Raw genomic sequence first — 15,784 nt, 5'->3', positions numbered from 1 at the left:
TACATTTGTAGCGCATCTTTGGCAAGAGGGTTTTACTCTACTAATACACATAAGCCGTCGAACAGGATTCCCCTGACGCAATGCACCCCCTATGTAGGCGCATCGCTCAAGGAGTCCCCGATGCCGATCATGGCCGCCCGCCACTATAATGAAGGAAAGCTCGTTCGCGAGCTCGGCCCCGACGACATCATCCCCGAGGATTGCGACGACAGCGATTTCTTCTGGCTCGGCCTTTACGAGCCCACCCCCGACGAACTTGCAGGGATCGCCAAAAGGTTCGGCCTCCACCCGCTCGCGGTCGAGGACGCGCTGAAATCGAAACAGCTTCCGAAGGTCGAGATCTATGGTGACCAGCTGTTCGTCATCGCCGCGACCGCGCGGCAGGAGGGCGATACGATCCAGTCGGGCGAGACCGCGATCTTCCTCGGCCGCCATTTCGCGGTGACCGTCCGCCACGGCTCGGCGCGCGCGCATACCGAGGTGCGCGCGAAGCTCGAAAGCCTGCCGCACAAGCTTATGCACGGGCCCGACTATGTCCTCTACGCGATTCTCGATTTCATCGTCGACGGCTATTTCCCGGTCATCGACGCAATCGAGGACCGGCTGCTGTTGGTCGAGGAAAGCGTGATGGACACGCCGCTCGATGCCGAACAGATCCGCCATCTCTATGGCCAGCGGCACGAAATCATCCGCTTCCAGCGCATCGTCGGGCTGATGAAGGACGTCGCGAACCGGCTGATCGGCGCCGACGACCTGCCGTGGATCGACGACGCGGTACGCCCCTATTTTCGCGATATATGGGACCACGTCCAGCGCGCCGAATTCCGGCTCCAGGGCCTGCGTGAAGTCGCCGCATCGGTCGTCGACACCAATTCGCTTCTCGAACAGCAGCGCCAGGGCATGATCACGCGCCAGCTCGCCGCCTGGGCCGCGATCCTGGCCGTGCCGACCGCGATCGCCGGAGTCTATGGCATGAATTTCGAGCATATGCCCGAACTCGGCTGGACCTTCGGCTATCCCTTCGCGCTGTCGCTCATGGGCGGAATCTGCGGCCTTCTGTACCGCCGCTTCAGGCGGATCGGCTGGCTCTAGCGCCGCACCCGCGCCGCCGCGGCGGATGCAACCCGTCACCGCGTTGCACGGGGGTTTCGCCGCACCATCTTTGCGGCCTTTGATAACCCTCTTTTAACCGTCTCACCCCAAAATTAGGATATGGTCATTTCCGGATATTTCCTGCCCCCGGCCGCCGACGCCGACAGTCGGTCGGCTGCACGCCGCAAACTCAGCCTGCTCGCGCGCGGCGCCCATCATGACGGCACCGAGATCGAGGTGCTGATCCACAATATCTCGGGAACCGGGCTGCTATTCGAAAGCGATATCGAGCTTGAGGCGGGCGACCGGATCGAAATCGAACTGCCGCATGCCGGCGACATCTCGGCGGTTGTAATCTGGGCCAGCGGCCGGCTCTTCGGATGCCAGTTCGAGGGGCCCGTATCGCCCGCGACACTGAGCGCGGTCGAACTCAAGAGCGTCGTGCCCCCCGAACCCGAGGTCGAGGAAAGCCAGCCGAGCCCCGCCGACGAAGCCTTCGGCGCACGCCTGCAGCGTTTCAGGATCATGGCCGGCCTCAACCAGGCCGACGTCGCCGAACGCATCGGCGTCAGCGCGCCGTCGGTTTCGGGCTGGGAAAAGGGCCGCGCCCGCCCCAAGCACGACCGCATGGACGCACTGGCCGCGATCCTGGGCGTGCAGGTTTCCGACCTGCTCGGCGGCTTCGCGCCCGAAGGACTGCACGACCTGATCGCGCGCAGCCGCGAGCAGATCGCGCGCACGGTCGGCGTCGCACCCGACAAGGTCCGGATCATCGTCGAGCTGTAAACGGCGGCCCGGTCTTGCCGAAACCGCCCCGCTTCCGGTATAGGGTTCACAGCAACCAACAGGGAGTCCGCAGGATCATGGATCGCAACTGAACGCATCGCCGCCACGCCGTGCCTTCAGGAAAGCCTTGTCCATGCCCTCCATCACCCTCGCCAACCTCGGTTGGTCCGCGCCCGACGGCCGCCCCGTCCTCTCCGACATCGACCTTCGTTTCCAGCGCGAGCGCGTCGGAGTCGTCGGCCGCAACGGCGTCGGCAAATCGACGCTGCTGTACCTGCTGACCGGCGAGCGCCAGCCCGCCTCCGGCTCGATCGCGATCGACGGCAGCGTCGCAATGCTGCGCCAGACGGTGCAGGTCGACCCGGACGAGACGATCGCCGACCTGTTCGACGCCCGCGCCTCGCTCGCGCTGCTCCGCAAGGCCGAAGCGGGCGATGCGAGTGCCGAAGACATCGGCGACGCCGATTGGACGCTCGAGGCGCGGATCGACGAAGCGCTCGCGAAGGTCGGCCTCGCGCTTCCGGCGGATACCCCGCTGGCGCACCTGTCGGGCGGCCAGCGCACGCGCGCCGCGCTCGCCGCTGCGATATTCGCCGCGCCCGACTTCCTGCTCCTCGACGAACCGACCAACAATCTCGACCGGGACGGGCGCGCTGCGGTGCGCGATTTGCTGCGTGGCTGGCGCAACGGCGCTATCGTCGTCAGCCACGATCGCGAATTGCTCGAGGAGATGGACGCGATCGTCGAAATCACCAGCCTCGGCGCCGCGCGCTACGGCGGCGGCTGGAGCGCCTATCTCGCGCGCAAGGAGATTGAACGCGCGGCGGTCGAGGCCGAACTCGCCGACGCCGAAAAGCGACTGGATACCGCCCGGCGCGAGGCGCAGGCCGCGAGCGAAAGACAGGACCGGCGCGACGCCGGCGGCCGGCGCAAGGCGGCGCGCGGCGACATGCCCAGGATCATCATCGGCGGACAGAAGCGCCGCGCCGAAGAGACACGCGCTGCGGCAAGCCGCCTTGCCGGGCGCCAGCGCGACGCCGCACAGGCCCAGCTATCGGCGGCGCGCTCGAGGGTCGAAGTCGTCGATCCGCTGTCGGCGGGGCTTCCGCCGACCGGACTGGCCGCCTCGCGAACCGTCCTCGCGCTCGACGCTGTGACGGCCGGCTATGCCCCGGGGCAGCCCGTCATCCGCGACCTGTCGCTGACGATCACCGGCCCCGAGCGCGTCGCGGTCACCGGGCCCAATGGTTCGGGGAAATCGACTTTGCTCGCCCTAGTGGCAGGGACGATCGGCCCATGGTCGGGCGCGGTACGCACGCAGGTGCCGTTGGCGATGTTCGACCAGCGTGTATCGCTGCTCGACCCGTCGCTTTCGATCGCCGACAATTTCCTTGTGCGCAGTCCAGGGGCGACGAACAACCAGTGCCGCGCCGCGCTCGCCCGCTTCCGCTTCCGCGCCGACGCCGCGGACCGGATCGTCGGCACGCTCAGCGGCGGACAGATGTTGCGCGCCGGCCTCGCCTGCGTCCTCGGCGCTCCGCAGCTGCCGCAACTGCTGATCCTTGACGAGCCAGGCAACCACCTCGACATCGAATCGCTGACCGCGATCGAAACGGGACTTGCCGCCTATGACGGGGCGCTGCTCGTGGTCAGTCACGATCCGGCCTTTCTGGACGCGATCGGGATCACCCGCGAAATTGCGCTGTGCTGATCGCTTTGGTCAGCCTTCGGGGACCGGAAATTTGAGGCCGTGGAGCGCGACGACATGGTCGCCCTCGCAGACCGGCGCTGCGATCAGCCGGATCCAGCGCGTCTGCGCGCGCGCCGGGCCGATCTCGACGTCGAGCGTGAAGCCGCGACGATGCGCGATGGCGTGCGCGCGCAGCCGTTCCATCGCGGCGCGCGATCCCTCGCAATATTGCGCCACCGCCGCCGCCCGTGCGACGTCCGAGCCACGCGGCAGGCCGAAAAGATCGTACACCGTATCGGTCCAGCTCAGCCGGTTGGTCGCAAGGTCGCAATGCCACACGCCCACGCCCAGCCGCGCGATCGCCTCGCCATCCTCGGGCGTTTCGGCGCCGGCCTTGCCGGGCACCCGCACGCTCGTCCGCTGGGCCCAACCGAGGTCGAAGTGGCGCGCGCGCTCATAGAGCGGCCAGCTATGGTGGAGCGGCAAAGGGTATCGGGCTTGCACGGTTCTGTTCCTCGCCACCTGGCTAGGCGGCGCTGCTTAAGATTATCTGACGGTGCCGGGAGAAAGATCAGGCGGCCGCCAGCACTTTCGCCATCATCCGCTCCTCCTTCTCGACCCACGGCGCTAGGCTGGGGCGCGACAGGATCGCTTCGCTCCATGCTGCGGTCTTCGGGTGTTTCGCCGCGTCGATGCACGCACCGCAATGGCGCAAATTCATCAGCGGGGACGCGGCCGCAAGATCGGCGAGCGTGAAGCGGTCGCCGACCAGATAGCCCGACGCGGGGATCGCGCTCTCCAGATAATCGAGCAGCTTCGGCAATTCTTCGGCCTCGGCCTGCGCGGCCGCCGCGAGGTCGCCCTCGCGACCGAGAAATTTGGGCGAGACGATGCGGTTGAAGAACATTTTGCCGCTGCACGCCGCAAACACCGTGTCGCCGAATTCATCCCACCAGATCACGCGCCCGCGCTGCTGCGGGTCGGCCGGGATCAGCACGGGTTCGGGGTGCTTGGCCTCGAGATAATGGATGATTGCGCTCGAATCGGCGAGCAGGAAACCGTCATCGTCCATCGCCGGCATTTTTCCGAGCGGCGAGGCGGCGCGAAACCCCGGATCGGGGTCGCCGATCCCGACGCCCTTCAGCTCGAAAGCGATGCCCTTTTCGCCCAGATAACCAAGCAATTTGCGCACGAACGGCGACACCACCGAGCCATAGATGATCATCCTGCAATCTCCCTTTATTCTGCTGTCATAGCATAGGTTAAGGGCGGGGCGACGCAACCCGTGCGACGGATCCGGGCGGCAAAGAAATAAACTTGCCATCGACGCGCCGGCGTGAAACATCGGCGTTTGGAGGGGGGCGCTGCCGCGGCAGCCATCAGCAGGATGTTCGCAATGCGCCCCTCAACCTGGGCAGATCGGCTGATGGGCCTGCTCGCCCGCTTTATTGGCCTGGTCATCCTGCTCGCAACGCTCGTCGCCGCCGCCGCCAGCTTTTTCTACAACCAGTCCGAAGAGGCCGACCAGGCGGCGCGCGTCGCGATGCAGGTCAATATGCGGCTGCGCGACCATGTCTCGGTGCTCGAAGGCGTCCGCGCGCTTTACCAGTCGGACCCCAGCTCCAGCGGTCCCGGCATCCGCGCCTATCTCTCGTCGCTCCAGCCGCAGATCCGCACGCCGGGCATGGAGGGGATCGGCATCGCCGCCGCCTTCCCCGCCGACGACCCCCGGCTTCCCCAAGCGCAGCTGGCGCAGAATTACGGCCAGGCGATTCGGGTCTGGCCCGCCGCCACCGACCAGAAGATCGGCTTCGCCGTGACGCTGGTCGAGCCCTATACGCCGCGCCGCCACGTCGCGCTCGGTTTCGACATGTACAGCGATCCGACCCGCCGCGCCGCGATGCGCCGCGCCTGGCAGACCGGCCAGCCGGCCGCGAGCGGCGTCGTCGTACTCGCGCAGGAACGCCTGGCCAGGAAGAAGGAGAAGGGCTTTCTGATCTATATCCCGGTCTATGCGCGCCTGCCCGCCTCGCCGCTGACCAACATCGCGACACGCCCCGGCGCGCGTCCGATCGAGGCCTTCATCTATGCGCCGTTCCGCGGCAAAGACATGATGACGGCGGTTCTTGGCGACCAGATCCGCGGCATCGACGGGATCGAGGTCTATGCCGGCGACGGGCCTAAGGCGCAGCTTCTCTACAGCCAAGGCAAGGTCGGCTGGGACGCGCACGAGCAAAAGCTGCGCGTTGCCGATCGCGAATGGACGATGCGCATTTCCTATGGCCGCTTTCTCGAACGGCTCGGCCGCCCTTTCGCCATCTTCGTCTTCGGCGTCCTGCTCGCCATCCTCGCGACCCTGCTCCACCGTGTCCAGCAACGCCGCGTCGGGGTGGCACAGGCGCTCGCCGCCGAGCAGGCGCGTCATGCCGAGGACCGCGAGTTGATGATCGGCGAGATGGCGCACCGCATGAAGAACGCCTTCGCCCGCATCGGTGCGCTCGCGCGCATCACCCTCCGCGAATCCGCCAGCCTGGAGGATTTCGAAACGAAATTCGACGGCCGCATGCGCGCGCTCTCCGACGCCAAACAGATGCTCGTCACTGGCGCGGTCGATACGGTCGAACTCGGCCGCATCGTCCACCGCGAGCTGGAAATCGCCGGCTGGTCGGGCGAGCGTCTGGCGGCGCTCGACGGCCCCGTCGTTTGCCTCGATGACGAAAGAGCGCAGGCGATTACGCTTGCGGTCCACGAACTCGTCACCAACAGCATCAAATATGGCGCGCTGTCCGGACGCGGCGGCAATCTGGCCGTCGGCTGGCGCATCGAGGCCGGCCAGGTCGAATTTCGCTGGACCGAAACCGGCCTGGCCGCGCCGCCGCAGATCGACACCGAAAGCTTCGGCACCCAGTTCATCCGATCGCTGATCGAACGGCAATTGAAGGGCAGCTGGGATCGCACCGCCGTTGACAACAGCCTGACGATCCTCATCCGCTGGCCGTACGATGGCTCTGCACCCTGACGATCGCTGGCATATCTGGATCGACCGCGGCGGCACCTTCACCGATGTCGTGGCGCGCAGCCCCGACGGCACCGTCGTCACCACCAAATATCTGAGCGAAGATCCCGCGCGACCCGGCGACGCCGCGGTCAATGCGATCCGCGACCTCACTGGCGCGGGCAGCGGCCCGCTTCCGCGCCTCGCGATCCGCATGGGCTCGACCGTCGCGACCAATGCCCTCCTCGAACGCAAGGGCGAGCCGACGCTGCTCGCGATCACGCGCGGCTTCGGCGACGCGCTGACCATCGGCTATCAGGACCGGCCCGACCTCTTCGCGCGCAAACTCCAACGCACCCCGCCGCCGCACGCCGAGGTTGCCGAAATCGCCGAACGCGTCGGTCCCGACGGTGCTGTCCTGACCCCGCTCGACGAAGAACAGGCCCGCACCGCATTGCAAGCCGCCCGCGACCGCGGGCTCGCCAGCATCGCCATCGTCCTCATGCACGGCTACCGCTACCCCGCGCACGAACAGCGCCTCGCCGCCATCGCCCGCGACCTCGGCTTCACCCAAATCTCGACCAGCCACGAGGTCAGCGCCCTCATCAAGCTGATCGGCCGCGGCGATACGACGCTCGCCGACGCCTATCTCTCGCCTGTGCTGCGCCACTATGTCGACCAGTTCGTCGGCCAACTCGGAGAGGGCATCGACCCGCAATTCATGAAAAGCTCGGGCGGCCTCGCCTCTGCCGCCGCCTTCCATGGCCGCGACGCGATCCTCTCCGGCCCCGCGGGCGGCATCGTCGGGATGGTCGGCAGCGCCGCGCCGCTCGGCAAGACGCGCCTCATCGGCTTCGACATGGGCGGCACCTCGACCGACGTCAGCCATTATGCCGGCCGCCTCGAGCGCGACAACGAAACCATCGTCGCGGGCACGCGCATCCGCGCCCCGATGCTCCGCATCCATACCGTCGCGGCGGGCGGAGGTTCGATCTGCCGCTGGGCCGGTGCGCGCCTGCTCGTCGGTCCCGAAAGCGCCGGCGCCAACCCCGGCCCCGCCGCCTATGGCCGCGGCGGGCCGCTGACCGTCACTGACTGCAACGTCCTGCTCGGCAAGATCCAGCCCGACCATTTCCCCAAACTCTTCGGACCCGCAGGCGACCAGCCGCTCGACCGCACGGTCGTGGCCGAAAAATTCGCCGCCATGGCCGCCGAGGTCGGAGGCATCACCCCCGAAGCGCTTGCCGAAGGCCTGCTCGCCATCGCGGTCCAGCAAATGGCGAATGCGATCAAGCGCATCACCATCGCGCGCGGCCACGACGTCACCCAAGGCTACAGCCTCGTCGGCTTCGGCGGCGCCGCGGGGCAGCATGTCTGCCTCGTCGCCGATGCGCTCGGCATCGACGAAATCCTGCTCCACCCGCTCGCCGGCGTGCTCTCTGCCTATGGCATGGGCCTCGCGCGCCCGTCGGCGATCCGCGAGCGGACGCTGGGCCTGAAGCTCGACGCCGATTGCGCCACCGCTCTCGCCGCCACCGAAACCGAGCTGTCGGATCAAGCCCGCGCAGATCTTGCCCCCGATGCCACGACCACCCGCGAAACGCTGCTCTTTGTCCGCCTCGCCGACAGCGACAATGCGATCGAACTCCCGCTCGCGCCGCCCGCCGAGGTCGCTGAGGCCTTCGCCGCCGCTTTCCGCCAGCGCTTCGGCTACGCCCCCCACGACAATCTGGTGGTCGACCGCATCCGCGTCGAACTGACCGAGGCGGGCGACACGCAGGCGGCGCTGCCGCCCCCCGCACCCGGCCCTGAAACGCCCCCCGAAACCGTCAGCGCCTGGCTCGCCGGTGCGGCGCACGAAGTTCCGCTCCATCAGCGCAGCATGCTCCCCGCCGGGCGCAGCATCGCCGGCCCCGCGATCATCATCGACGCACTTTCGACGACGGTGGTTGAGCCGGGGTGGAACGCAACGGTCGAGCAGGAGGGGACGCTGCGGCTCGCCAGGACAATCCTCCCCGTCGCGCAGCGATGGGGAGGTGGCAGCCCCGAGGGGGCTGACGGAGGGGCCGGGCGCGCAGCGCTCGCTTCGCCCGCAGCCCCTCCACCGTCCTTCGGACGGTCCCCCTCCCCATCGCTACGCGACGGGGAGGATCAAGAGGCATCCCCTGACCCGATCCGCCTCGAAATCTTCAACAGCCTGTTCATGGCGATCGCCGAGGAAATGGGCGGCGCGCTCCAGCATAGCGCCTCGTCGATCAACATCCGCGAGCGGCTCGACTTCTCCTGCGCGATCTTCGACGGCGAAGGCCGCCTCGTCGCCAACGCCCCGCATATGCCGGTCCACCTCGGATCGATGGGCGAAAGCGTCCGCACGATCCTCCGCCAGCGGTCCGGGGCGGACGGCCAGCCCGGCGACGGCCGCGGCATCCGCCGCGGCGACGCCTATGCGCTCAACGCCCCCTATGACGGCGGCACCCACCTCCCCGATATCACCGTCATCATGCCGGTGTTTGTGGAGAGCAGCACGCCAAGCTTCTTCGTTGCCGCGCGCGGCCACCACGCCGACCTCGGCGGCATCGCCCCCGGCTCGATGCCTCCCGACAGCAAGAGCATTGCCGACGAAGGCATCCTCTTCGACAATGTCCTGATCGTCGATGACGGCAACTTCCTCGACGCCGAGGTCCACGCCCACCTGACTGCCGGCGACTGGCCCGCGCGCAACCCCGCGCTCAACATCGCCGACCTGAAGGCCCAGGTCGCCGCCTGCCAGCGCGGCGCGAGTGCGCTCGTCGACCTCAGCGCCGCGCACGGCGCCGCCACCGTCGCCGCCTATATGGCGCACGGCCAGCGTCAGGCCGAAGCCGCGGTGCGCCAGCTCCTCGCGCGCCTCGAAGACGGCGCCTTCACCTACGCGATGGACAATGGCGCCGAGGTTGCGGTCGCGGTGAAGGTCGACCGCGCCGCCCGCCACGTCACGATCGACTTCACCGGGTCGTCGCCGACGCTCCCCGACAATTTCAACGCACCGATGCCCGTCGTCCGCGCCGCCGTCCTCTACGTCCTGCGCACCATGCTCGACGACCCGATCCCGATGAACGAGGGCTGCCTCGCCCCCGTCACGCTGATCGTGCCAGACGATTCGATGCTCAGCCCGCACTGGCCCGCCGCGGTCGTTGCGGGCAATGTCGAGACGAGCCAGGTCATCACCGACGCGCTGTTCATCGCCTTTGGCGCGATGGCGGGTGCGCAGGGCACGATGAACAATTTCACCTTCGGCAACGAAGCGCACCAATATTATGAAACGATCGCCGGCGGCTCGGGCGCCGGGCCGGGCTTCGACGGCACCAGCGTCATCCAGACGCATATGACCAACAGCCGCATGACCGATCCCGAGGTGATGGAAACCCGCTTCCCCGTCATCGTCGAGGAATTCTCGATCCGCAAGGGCTCGGGCGGCGTGGGCCGCTGGCACGGCGGTGACGGCGCCACTCGCCGCATCCGCTTCCGCGAACCGATGGCGGCGAACATCCTCGCCAACCGCCGCCGCATCGCCCCGGCCGGCCTGGCGGGCGGCGGCGACGCCGCGCCCGGCCGCAACTGGGTCGAGCGCGCCGATGGTTCGGTCGAAGTGCTGGTGGCCACGGGCAGCGCGGATCTGGCTGCAGGGGATGCTTTCGTGATCGAAACGCCGGGCGGCGGCGGCTACGGGAAAGCGGGGGACGACAATTGACGGCAGCGGCGCAAATCCTCCTTCTCCCTCGATGGGAGAAGGATATGCAGCCTTATCGCGAAGCGATTAGGCGAAGTTGGATGAGGGTGAGGGCGCGTCCTTGCACCGTCGCTTCAGGCCAAGTGCTCACCCCCACCGCTGCGACTAGCCAGCAAGCTGGCAAGTCTCGCTGCCTCCCCCGTCAAGGGGGAGGGAATTAAGCCATGCTCGTCCTGATCGGCATCCTCATCATCATCGCGGGCTTCCTGCTCCGCTTCAATCCGCTGCTCGTGATCATGGCCTCGGCGCTCGCGACCGGGCTCGCGGCGGGGCTCGATATCGCCGCGATCGTCGCGGCCTTCGGAAAGGCGTTCAACGACACGCGTTACGTCTCGATCATCTGGATCGTCCTCCCCGTCATCGGCCTGCTCGAGGCTTTCGGCCTTCAGCAGCATGCGCGCAGCCTGATCGACCGCATGAAGGGCGCGACGCTCGGCCGCCTGCTCACCGGCTACCTGTTACTCCGCCAAGCAATGGCCGCGGTCGGCCTGACCTCGGTCGCGGGCCATGCGCAGACCGTCCGCCCGCTCGTCGCGCCGATGGCCGAAGCCGCCGCCGAGGCTAGGAACGACGCGCTGACCGACGACCAGCGCGAGGAAGTCAAGGCCTTCGCCGCCGCGACCGATAACGTCGGCCTCTTTTTCGGCGAGGACATCTTCCTCGCGATCGGTTCGATCCTGCTGATGAAGGGTCTCCTCGACGGCTATGGCTACGAGATCGAGCCGCTGCACTTCTCGCTCTGGGCGATCCCGACCGCGATCGCGGCCTTCCTGATCCACGGCTTCCGCCTCCGCCGCCTCGAAAAGCGGATGGCCCAAAAGCCGATGGAGAAGACGGGGGCAGGCGCATGATCACGCTCGATCATGTCTATCTCCTCGCCGGGATCACCTTCGCGCTCTTTGCGCTGCTCGGGCTCTATGACCGCAGCAATCGCAAACGCTTCGGCAACGCCACCTTCTGGGGCCTGCTCGCGACCTCGATGATCCTGGGCGACTATCTCGGCGACTTCGGCAACGGCCTGCTCGTCCTCGGGCTCGTCGCGATCGCCGGCACCGGCCAGATCGGCCGCGGGCCCGGCGGAGAGGTTCCCGCCGAGCTGCAGGCGGAACGCGCCGCGCGGCATGGCAATTTCCTCCTCCTCGTCGCGCTGATCATCCCCGTCGTCGCGCTCGCGGGGACCTTTCTCTTCAAATGGGTTCCCGGCCTCGCCGACCCCAAGCAGGCGACGCTCATTTCGCTCGCGATCGGCGTGCTGATTGCGCTGGCGGTCGGCATGGCGCGCCTCAAACCTCCCGCGCTCCTCCCGCTCCAGCAGGGCCGCCGCCTGCTCGACGCCGTCGGCTGGGCAGCGATCCTGCCGCAGATGCTCGCGAGCCTCGGCGCAGTCTTCGCGCTCGCCGGCGTCGGCGAAGTCGTCGGCACCCTCATCGGCACCGCGATCCCCGACGGCAGCCTGTTCGGCGCCGCCCTCGCCTTCGGGCTCGGCATGGCGCTCTTCACGATGGTGATGGGCAACGCCTTCGCGGCCTTTCCGGTGATGATGGCCGCGGTCGGCCTGCCCTTGCTCATCAAACATTATGACGGCGACCCCGCGGTCGTCGCGGCGATCGGCATGCTCGCGGGCTTCTGCGGCACGCTGATGACGCCAATGGCGGCGAACTTCAACCTCGTCCCCGCCGCGCTGCTCGAACTCAAGAACCCCTATGGCGTGATCAAGGCACAGGTTGGCACCGCGCTGCCTTTGCTCGCAGTGAACATCCTCTTCATTTATATCTTCGCCTTCTAGCGCCGATCGCTTTTTCCGTTCGCATCGAGCGAAGTCGAGATGCCCGTCGGTCGTCCATGCCGTCTGGGTGTCTCGACTTCGCTCGACACGAACGGATATGGAGGCCGCATGGAATTGAACCCCGACCACGCCACCCGCTTCGCGACCGCCACCCTGTCGCACCTCGGCCGCGAATATCCGTACAAGATGGACCTCGTCCTCAACGGACCCGAGGATGCGAAGCCGCCGCGCGACCATCACCCGATTTTCCACGGCAGCTTCGACTGGCACAGCTGCGTCCACGGCTGGTGGCAGATCCTCCGCCTTGCGCGCCGCTTCCCCGACCTTGCCGTCAGTGCCGACACTCGCGCCCGCGCCGACGCGATGCTCGTGCCGGAAAAGGTCGCGGGCGAGCTGGCCTTCCTCGATCGCCCCTATTCGGCCACGTTCGAACGCCCCTATGGCTGGGCCTGGCTCCTCGCGCTCCATAAGGAAGCCGAGCTTCACGATGCCCCTTGGGCTGCCGCGCTCGAACCGCTTGCGCTCGCCTTCGCGCAGCGCTTTCACGCTTTCCTGCCGAAGATGACCTACCCGCTGCGCGTCGGCACCCATTTCAACATCGCCTTCGCGCTCCTCCTTGCACGCGACTGGGCAAGGATGCGCGACCCTGCGCTCGCGACGCTGATCGACGCGGCAGCAAAGGCGTGGTTCGCCGACGACCGCGACTGTCAGGCGTGGGAGCCTGGCGGCGACGAATTCCTCTCGTCGGCGCTCACCGAAGCGCATCTGATGGCGGTCGTCCTCGGCGAGGATTTCACCGGCTGGTTCGACTCCTTCCTGCCCCGCGCAGCACAGGAACAGCCCGCCACCCTCTTCACCCCCGCCACCGTCTCCGACCGCAGCGACGGCAAGATCGCGCATCTCGACGGCCTCAATCTCAGTCGCGCGTGGTGCTGGCGCAGGATCGCGGCGGCACTGGGCCCGGCGCATCCGGTCGCCGCCGCCGCCGAAGCCGCCGCTGCGCGCCACCTCGCCGCCGCGCTCCCGCACGTCACCGGCGATTATATGGGCGAGCATTGGCTCGCGAGCTTCGCACTGCTCGCGCTGGATGGTCTCTGACGACATACCCCTTTTTCGTAACCCCGGACTTGATCCGGGGTCCGTGGCAACGATGCGGCAACGGATGCCGGAGCAATTCCGGCATGACGAAGGAAGAGGGTGCGATTGACAAGCCTTCCCCACACGGCGAGAGACGACGCAACAGGGGAGACCGACTGCCGATGAAAACGCTGCGCCCGACATCGTTCGACGTCGCCGAGCGCGCCGGCGTGTCGCAATCGACCGTCTCGCGCGCGCTCCGCAACTCGCCCGGCGTCAACGCCGAAACCCGCGCCCGCGTCTCGGCGGCCGCGCGCGAACTCGGCTATGTCGTCGACCGCCACGCCTCGTCGCTGCGCCTCAAAAGCAGCGAGACGCTCGCGCTCGTTACCATCTGCCGCCCCGGCGAGGATCGCAGCGCGATCAACCCCTTCTATTTCGCGTTGCTCGGCAGCATCGCCGCCGCCACCTCGGCGCGCGGCTTCAACCTGCTCGTCTCCTTCCAGGAAAGCTCCGACAATTTCCGCGCCGATTTCGTCGCCAGCGGCCTCGCCGACGCGATGATCGTCATCGGCACGACCAGCAATCGCGCAGCATGGGACTATTTCGCCGAGGCGCAGCGCTCCGGGCTCGACTTCGTCTGCTGGGGCAGCCCCGGCGACCCCTTCCACTGGATGCGCAGCGACAACGACACCGGCGGCCGCCTCGCCGCCGAGCATCTGGTCGCGAGCGGTCGCAGGCGCATCGCCTTCGTCGGACCGCAGCGTTCGCCGCAGCGCCAGTTCGACGAGCGCCGCGACGGGTTCGCCGCCACGCTCGCGGCGCACGGCATCGCCCCCGTCATTGTCGAGCCCCCCGCCGCGGTCGACCGCCACGCGCAGGGCGTGGCCGCCGCTGCAGAGCTGCTCGCCGCGCATCCCGACGTCGATGCGATCTTCGCCGCGTCGGATATGCTCGCGCTCGGCGTCCTGCAGGGCCTGAAGGACGCCGGTCGCCGCATACCCGACGATGTCGCGCTGATCGGCTTCGACGGCATCCGCGCGGGCACCCTTGCCGACCCCGCGCTGACCACGATCGAGCCCGATCTCGACGCTGCCGGCGAGGCGATGGTCGCGATGGCGCTGGAGGACGATGATTTCACGCGCAGCGGCACGCGGATTCCCGTCCAACTTGCGCTCCGCGGTACCGCCTAACCGTTACACACTTCCGATTTTCCCATGTCCTTGTAACGACTTGTTATCCATGCGCGGGCACGATGCCTGACGGGGGTCGCAGGAAGCCGCATTGACGGGACAGCTTTTCATTTCACTGCTCAATCCGGGCATCGACCTGCTGTTCGCCGCTGCCTTTTTCTGGATGTGGCGTCAGCGGCACGAACATTATATCGCTTATGCCGCCGCCGCCTATTTCTGTTCGGCGGTCGCTTTCCTGATCCAGGATGTAGCGCCCGCGCTGCCGATGGAGATACAGCGGATTCCCGCCAATCTCGGCTTCCTTCTGACCGGCGTCTTTTTCGCTGCTGCGATCATCAAACGCTATGCGCTGCCCGTACCCTGGCGCGCGATGGCCATCACCGGCGCGATTTCGATGGGTGCCTTCCTGTGGTTCCTGCTCGGTCATCCCAGCATCAGCGCGCGCATCTATGCGATCAGCATCGGCGCCGGGCTGATCGCGTCGATGGTCGTGCGGGCGCTGTGGCCGGTCGCGAAGCCCTTTCTCATCGACAAGCTGCTCTTCTTGGTCGCGGGGCTGTCGGCGGTCAACCTGATCGTCCGTCCGGTCGTGCTTCTGTCGCTGCGCGGCGGCTTTGACAGCTATGTCGGTTTCCAGCAGTCGCTCTACTGGACCACGGTGCAGTTCAGCCAGGCGATGGTATCGATCGTCGCCGCGATCTGCCTGACCGTCGCGGTCGCGATCGACATGGTGCGCGAGCTCAAGGTCGAGGCGAATGCCGACGACCTTTCAGGCCTGCTCAACCGCCGCGGGTTCGAGGCCAATGCCACCACCGCGCTCCGCCGTTCCGCCGACGAGGGCCATGGCGTCGCGCTGCTGATCGCCGACCTCGACCATTTCAAGGAGGTCAACGATCGCCACGGTCATGCGGTGGGCGATACGATCATCGCTGCGTTCGGCGCGCATGTGCGACAGCTCGGTCCGGCGGACATGGTCGCGGGGCGCATCGGCGGCGAGGAATTCGCGATCCTGCTTCCCGTCGCGAGCATCGAGGGCGCGCGTCGGCTCGCCGAGATCATCCGCATCGGCTTCCCGACCTCCTGCGCCGAACATATCCCGCCCAGCCTCGTCCCGTCGACGAGCGTCGGCATCACCGCGGGCCGCGCCGACGAAGGGCTTTCCGAGCTGCTGCGCCAGGCCGATCAGGCGCTTTACGAAGCGAAACGCGCGGGCCGCAACCGCGTGCGGGCGTTCAGTCCGGTGCCGGTCCGGCTCGCCGCGGGCGGCGGCTGACCAGCGGCAGCCCCCGGGCGTCACCGCGTCCGCAAGCGGTTCCTGCTTCATGGGGTAATACCGAATAGCCGAGGCAATTTTCGTCGCTCCCCTCCACAACGGTTTCGGGGACTAGGGGAGCAA

The 15,784-nt window shown here is 67.5% G+C and carries 12 protein-coding genes; 10 read left to right on the top strand and 2 right to left on the bottom strand.

Annotation, left to right across the window (positions count from 1 at the left end):
• The first annotated feature begins 120 nt into the window (after positions 1-120).
• The 3 genes from corA to QOL68_RS00235 all read left to right on the top strand — a co-directional run bounded on the left by corA (position 121) and on the right by QOL68_RS00235 (position 3,589).
• Positions 121-1,092, top strand: coding sequence for a magnesium/cobalt transporter CorA (corA, locus tag QOL68_RS00245; protein WP_058456235.1), 972 nt, complete (start codon positions 121-123; stop codon positions 1,090-1,092).
• A 120-nt stretch (positions 1,093-1,212) separates the two neighbouring features.
• Positions 1,213-1,878, top strand: a complete 666-nt coding sequence (locus QOL68_RS00240; protein WP_282945868.1) for a helix-turn-helix domain-containing protein — start codon at positions 1,213-1,215, stop codon at positions 1,876-1,878.
• A 133-nt stretch (positions 1,879-2,011) separates the two neighbouring features.
• The gene (locus tag QOL68_RS00235) at positions 2,012-3,589 is read left to right on the top strand and encodes an ABC-F family ATP-binding cassette domain-containing protein (protein ID WP_282945866.1); all 1,578 of its coding nucleotides are present in this window, start codon (positions 2,012-2,014) and stop codon (positions 3,587-3,589) included.
• Positions 3,590-3,598: 9 nt separating this feature from the next.
• Here the strand turns inward: QOL68_RS00235 and QOL68_RS00230 are convergent, their stop codons facing one another.
• Together QOL68_RS00230 and QOL68_RS00225 are read right to left on the bottom strand one after the other, a co-directional pair.
• On the bottom strand, positions 3,599-4,072 hold the full coding sequence (locus QOL68_RS00230; RefSeq protein WP_282945864.1) for a hypothetical protein: 474 nt from the start codon (positions 4,070-4,072) through the stop codon (positions 3,599-3,601).
• Between the two features lie 67 nt (positions 4,073-4,139).
• Positions 4,140-4,793, bottom strand: a complete 654-nt coding sequence (locus tag QOL68_RS00225) for a glutathione S-transferase family protein (RefSeq protein WP_282945862.1) — start codon at positions 4,791-4,793, stop codon at positions 4,140-4,142.
• A gap of 171 nt (positions 4,794-4,964) precedes the next feature.
• Between QOL68_RS00225 and QOL68_RS00220 the strand changes: the two genes are divergently transcribed.
• The 7 genes from QOL68_RS00220 (at position 4,965) to QOL68_RS00190 (ending at position 15,661) form a co-directional block, all read left to right on the top strand.
• Complete coding sequence (locus QOL68_RS00220) at positions 4,965-6,587, top strand: CHASE domain-containing protein (protein WP_282945860.1); 1,623 nt, start codon at positions 4,965-4,967, stop codon at positions 6,585-6,587.
• Positions 6,571-10,293, top strand: a complete 3,723-nt coding sequence (locus QOL68_RS00215) for a hydantoinase B/oxoprolinase family protein (RefSeq protein WP_282945858.1) — start codon at positions 6,571-6,573, stop codon at positions 10,291-10,293. The genes QOL68_RS00220 and QOL68_RS00215 overlap by 17 nt, the downstream gene beginning before the upstream one ends.
• A 203-nt stretch (positions 10,294-10,496) precedes the next feature.
• Positions 10,497-11,183, top strand: a complete 687-nt coding sequence (locus QOL68_RS00210) for a DUF969 domain-containing protein (RefSeq protein WP_282945855.1) — start codon at positions 10,497-10,499, stop codon at positions 11,181-11,183.
• Positions 11,180-12,118: a DUF979 domain-containing protein gene (locus QOL68_RS00205; RefSeq protein WP_282945853.1), complete on the top strand. Its 939-nt coding sequence runs from the start codon at positions 11,180-11,182 to the stop codon at positions 12,116-12,118. Before QOL68_RS00210 ends, QOL68_RS00205 begins: the two co-directional genes overlap by 4 nt.
• Positions 12,119-12,226: 108 nt before the next feature.
• Entirely contained in the window at positions 12,227-13,216 is a 990-nt protein-coding gene (locus QOL68_RS00200; RefSeq protein ID WP_282945851.1) for a DUF2891 domain-containing protein, read from the top strand.
• A gap of 161 nt (positions 13,217-13,377) precedes the next feature.
• Entirely contained in the window at positions 13,378-14,388 is a 1,011-nt protein-coding gene (locus QOL68_RS00195) for a LacI family DNA-binding transcriptional regulator (RefSeq protein WP_282945849.1), read from the top strand.
• 91 nt (positions 14,389-14,479) lie between these two features.
• Entirely contained in the window at positions 14,480-15,661 is a 1,182-nt protein-coding gene (locus QOL68_RS00190) for a GGDEF domain-containing protein (RefSeq protein ID WP_282945847.1), read from the top strand.
• Positions 15,662-15,784: the final 123 nt, after the last annotated feature.

This window comes from Sphingopyxis sp. Geo25, from assembly GCF_949769135.1.
Classification (GTDB): domain Bacteria; phylum Pseudomonadota; class Alphaproteobacteria; order Sphingomonadales; family Sphingomonadaceae; genus Sphingopyxis.
The sequence above is the reverse complement of the archived record's forward strand: the minus strand, read 5'-3'. Positions and strand labels throughout refer to the sequence as shown.

Coding starts and splice junctions, on each gene's coding strand:
- QOL68_RS00215 (WP_282945858.1), top strand. CDS start 6,571: ATGGCTCTGCACCCTGACGATCGCTGGCATATCTGGATCGACCGCGGC.
- QOL68_RS00235 (WP_282945866.1), top strand. CDS start 2,012: ATGCCCTCCATCACCCTCGCCAACCTCGGTTGGTCCGCGCCCGACGGC.
- QOL68_RS00220 (WP_282945860.1), top strand. CDS start 4,965: ATGCGCCCCTCAACCTGGGCAGATCGGCTGATGGGCCTGCTCGCCCGC.
- QOL68_RS00225 (WP_282945862.1), bottom strand. CDS start 4,793: ATGATCATCTATGGCTCGGTGGTGTCGCCGTTCGTGCGCAAATTGCTT.
- QOL68_RS00210 (WP_282945855.1), top strand. CDS start 10,497: ATGCTCGTCCTGATCGGCATCCTCATCATCATCGCGGGCTTCCTGCTC.
- QOL68_RS00195 (WP_282945849.1), top strand. CDS start 13,378: ATGAAAACGCTGCGCCCGACATCGTTCGACGTCGCCGAGCGCGCCGGC.
- QOL68_RS00240 (WP_282945868.1), top strand. CDS start 1,213: ATGGTCATTTCCGGATATTTCCTGCCCCCGGCCGCCGACGCCGACAGT.
- QOL68_RS00205 (WP_282945853.1), top strand. CDS start 11,180: ATGATCACGCTCGATCATGTCTATCTCCTCGCCGGGATCACCTTCGCG.
- corA (WP_058456235.1), top strand. CDS start 121: ATGCCGATCATGGCCGCCCGCCACTATAATGAAGGAAAGCTCGTTCGC.
- QOL68_RS00200 (WP_282945851.1), top strand. CDS start 12,227: ATGGAATTGAACCCCGACCACGCCACCCGCTTCGCGACCGCCACCCTG.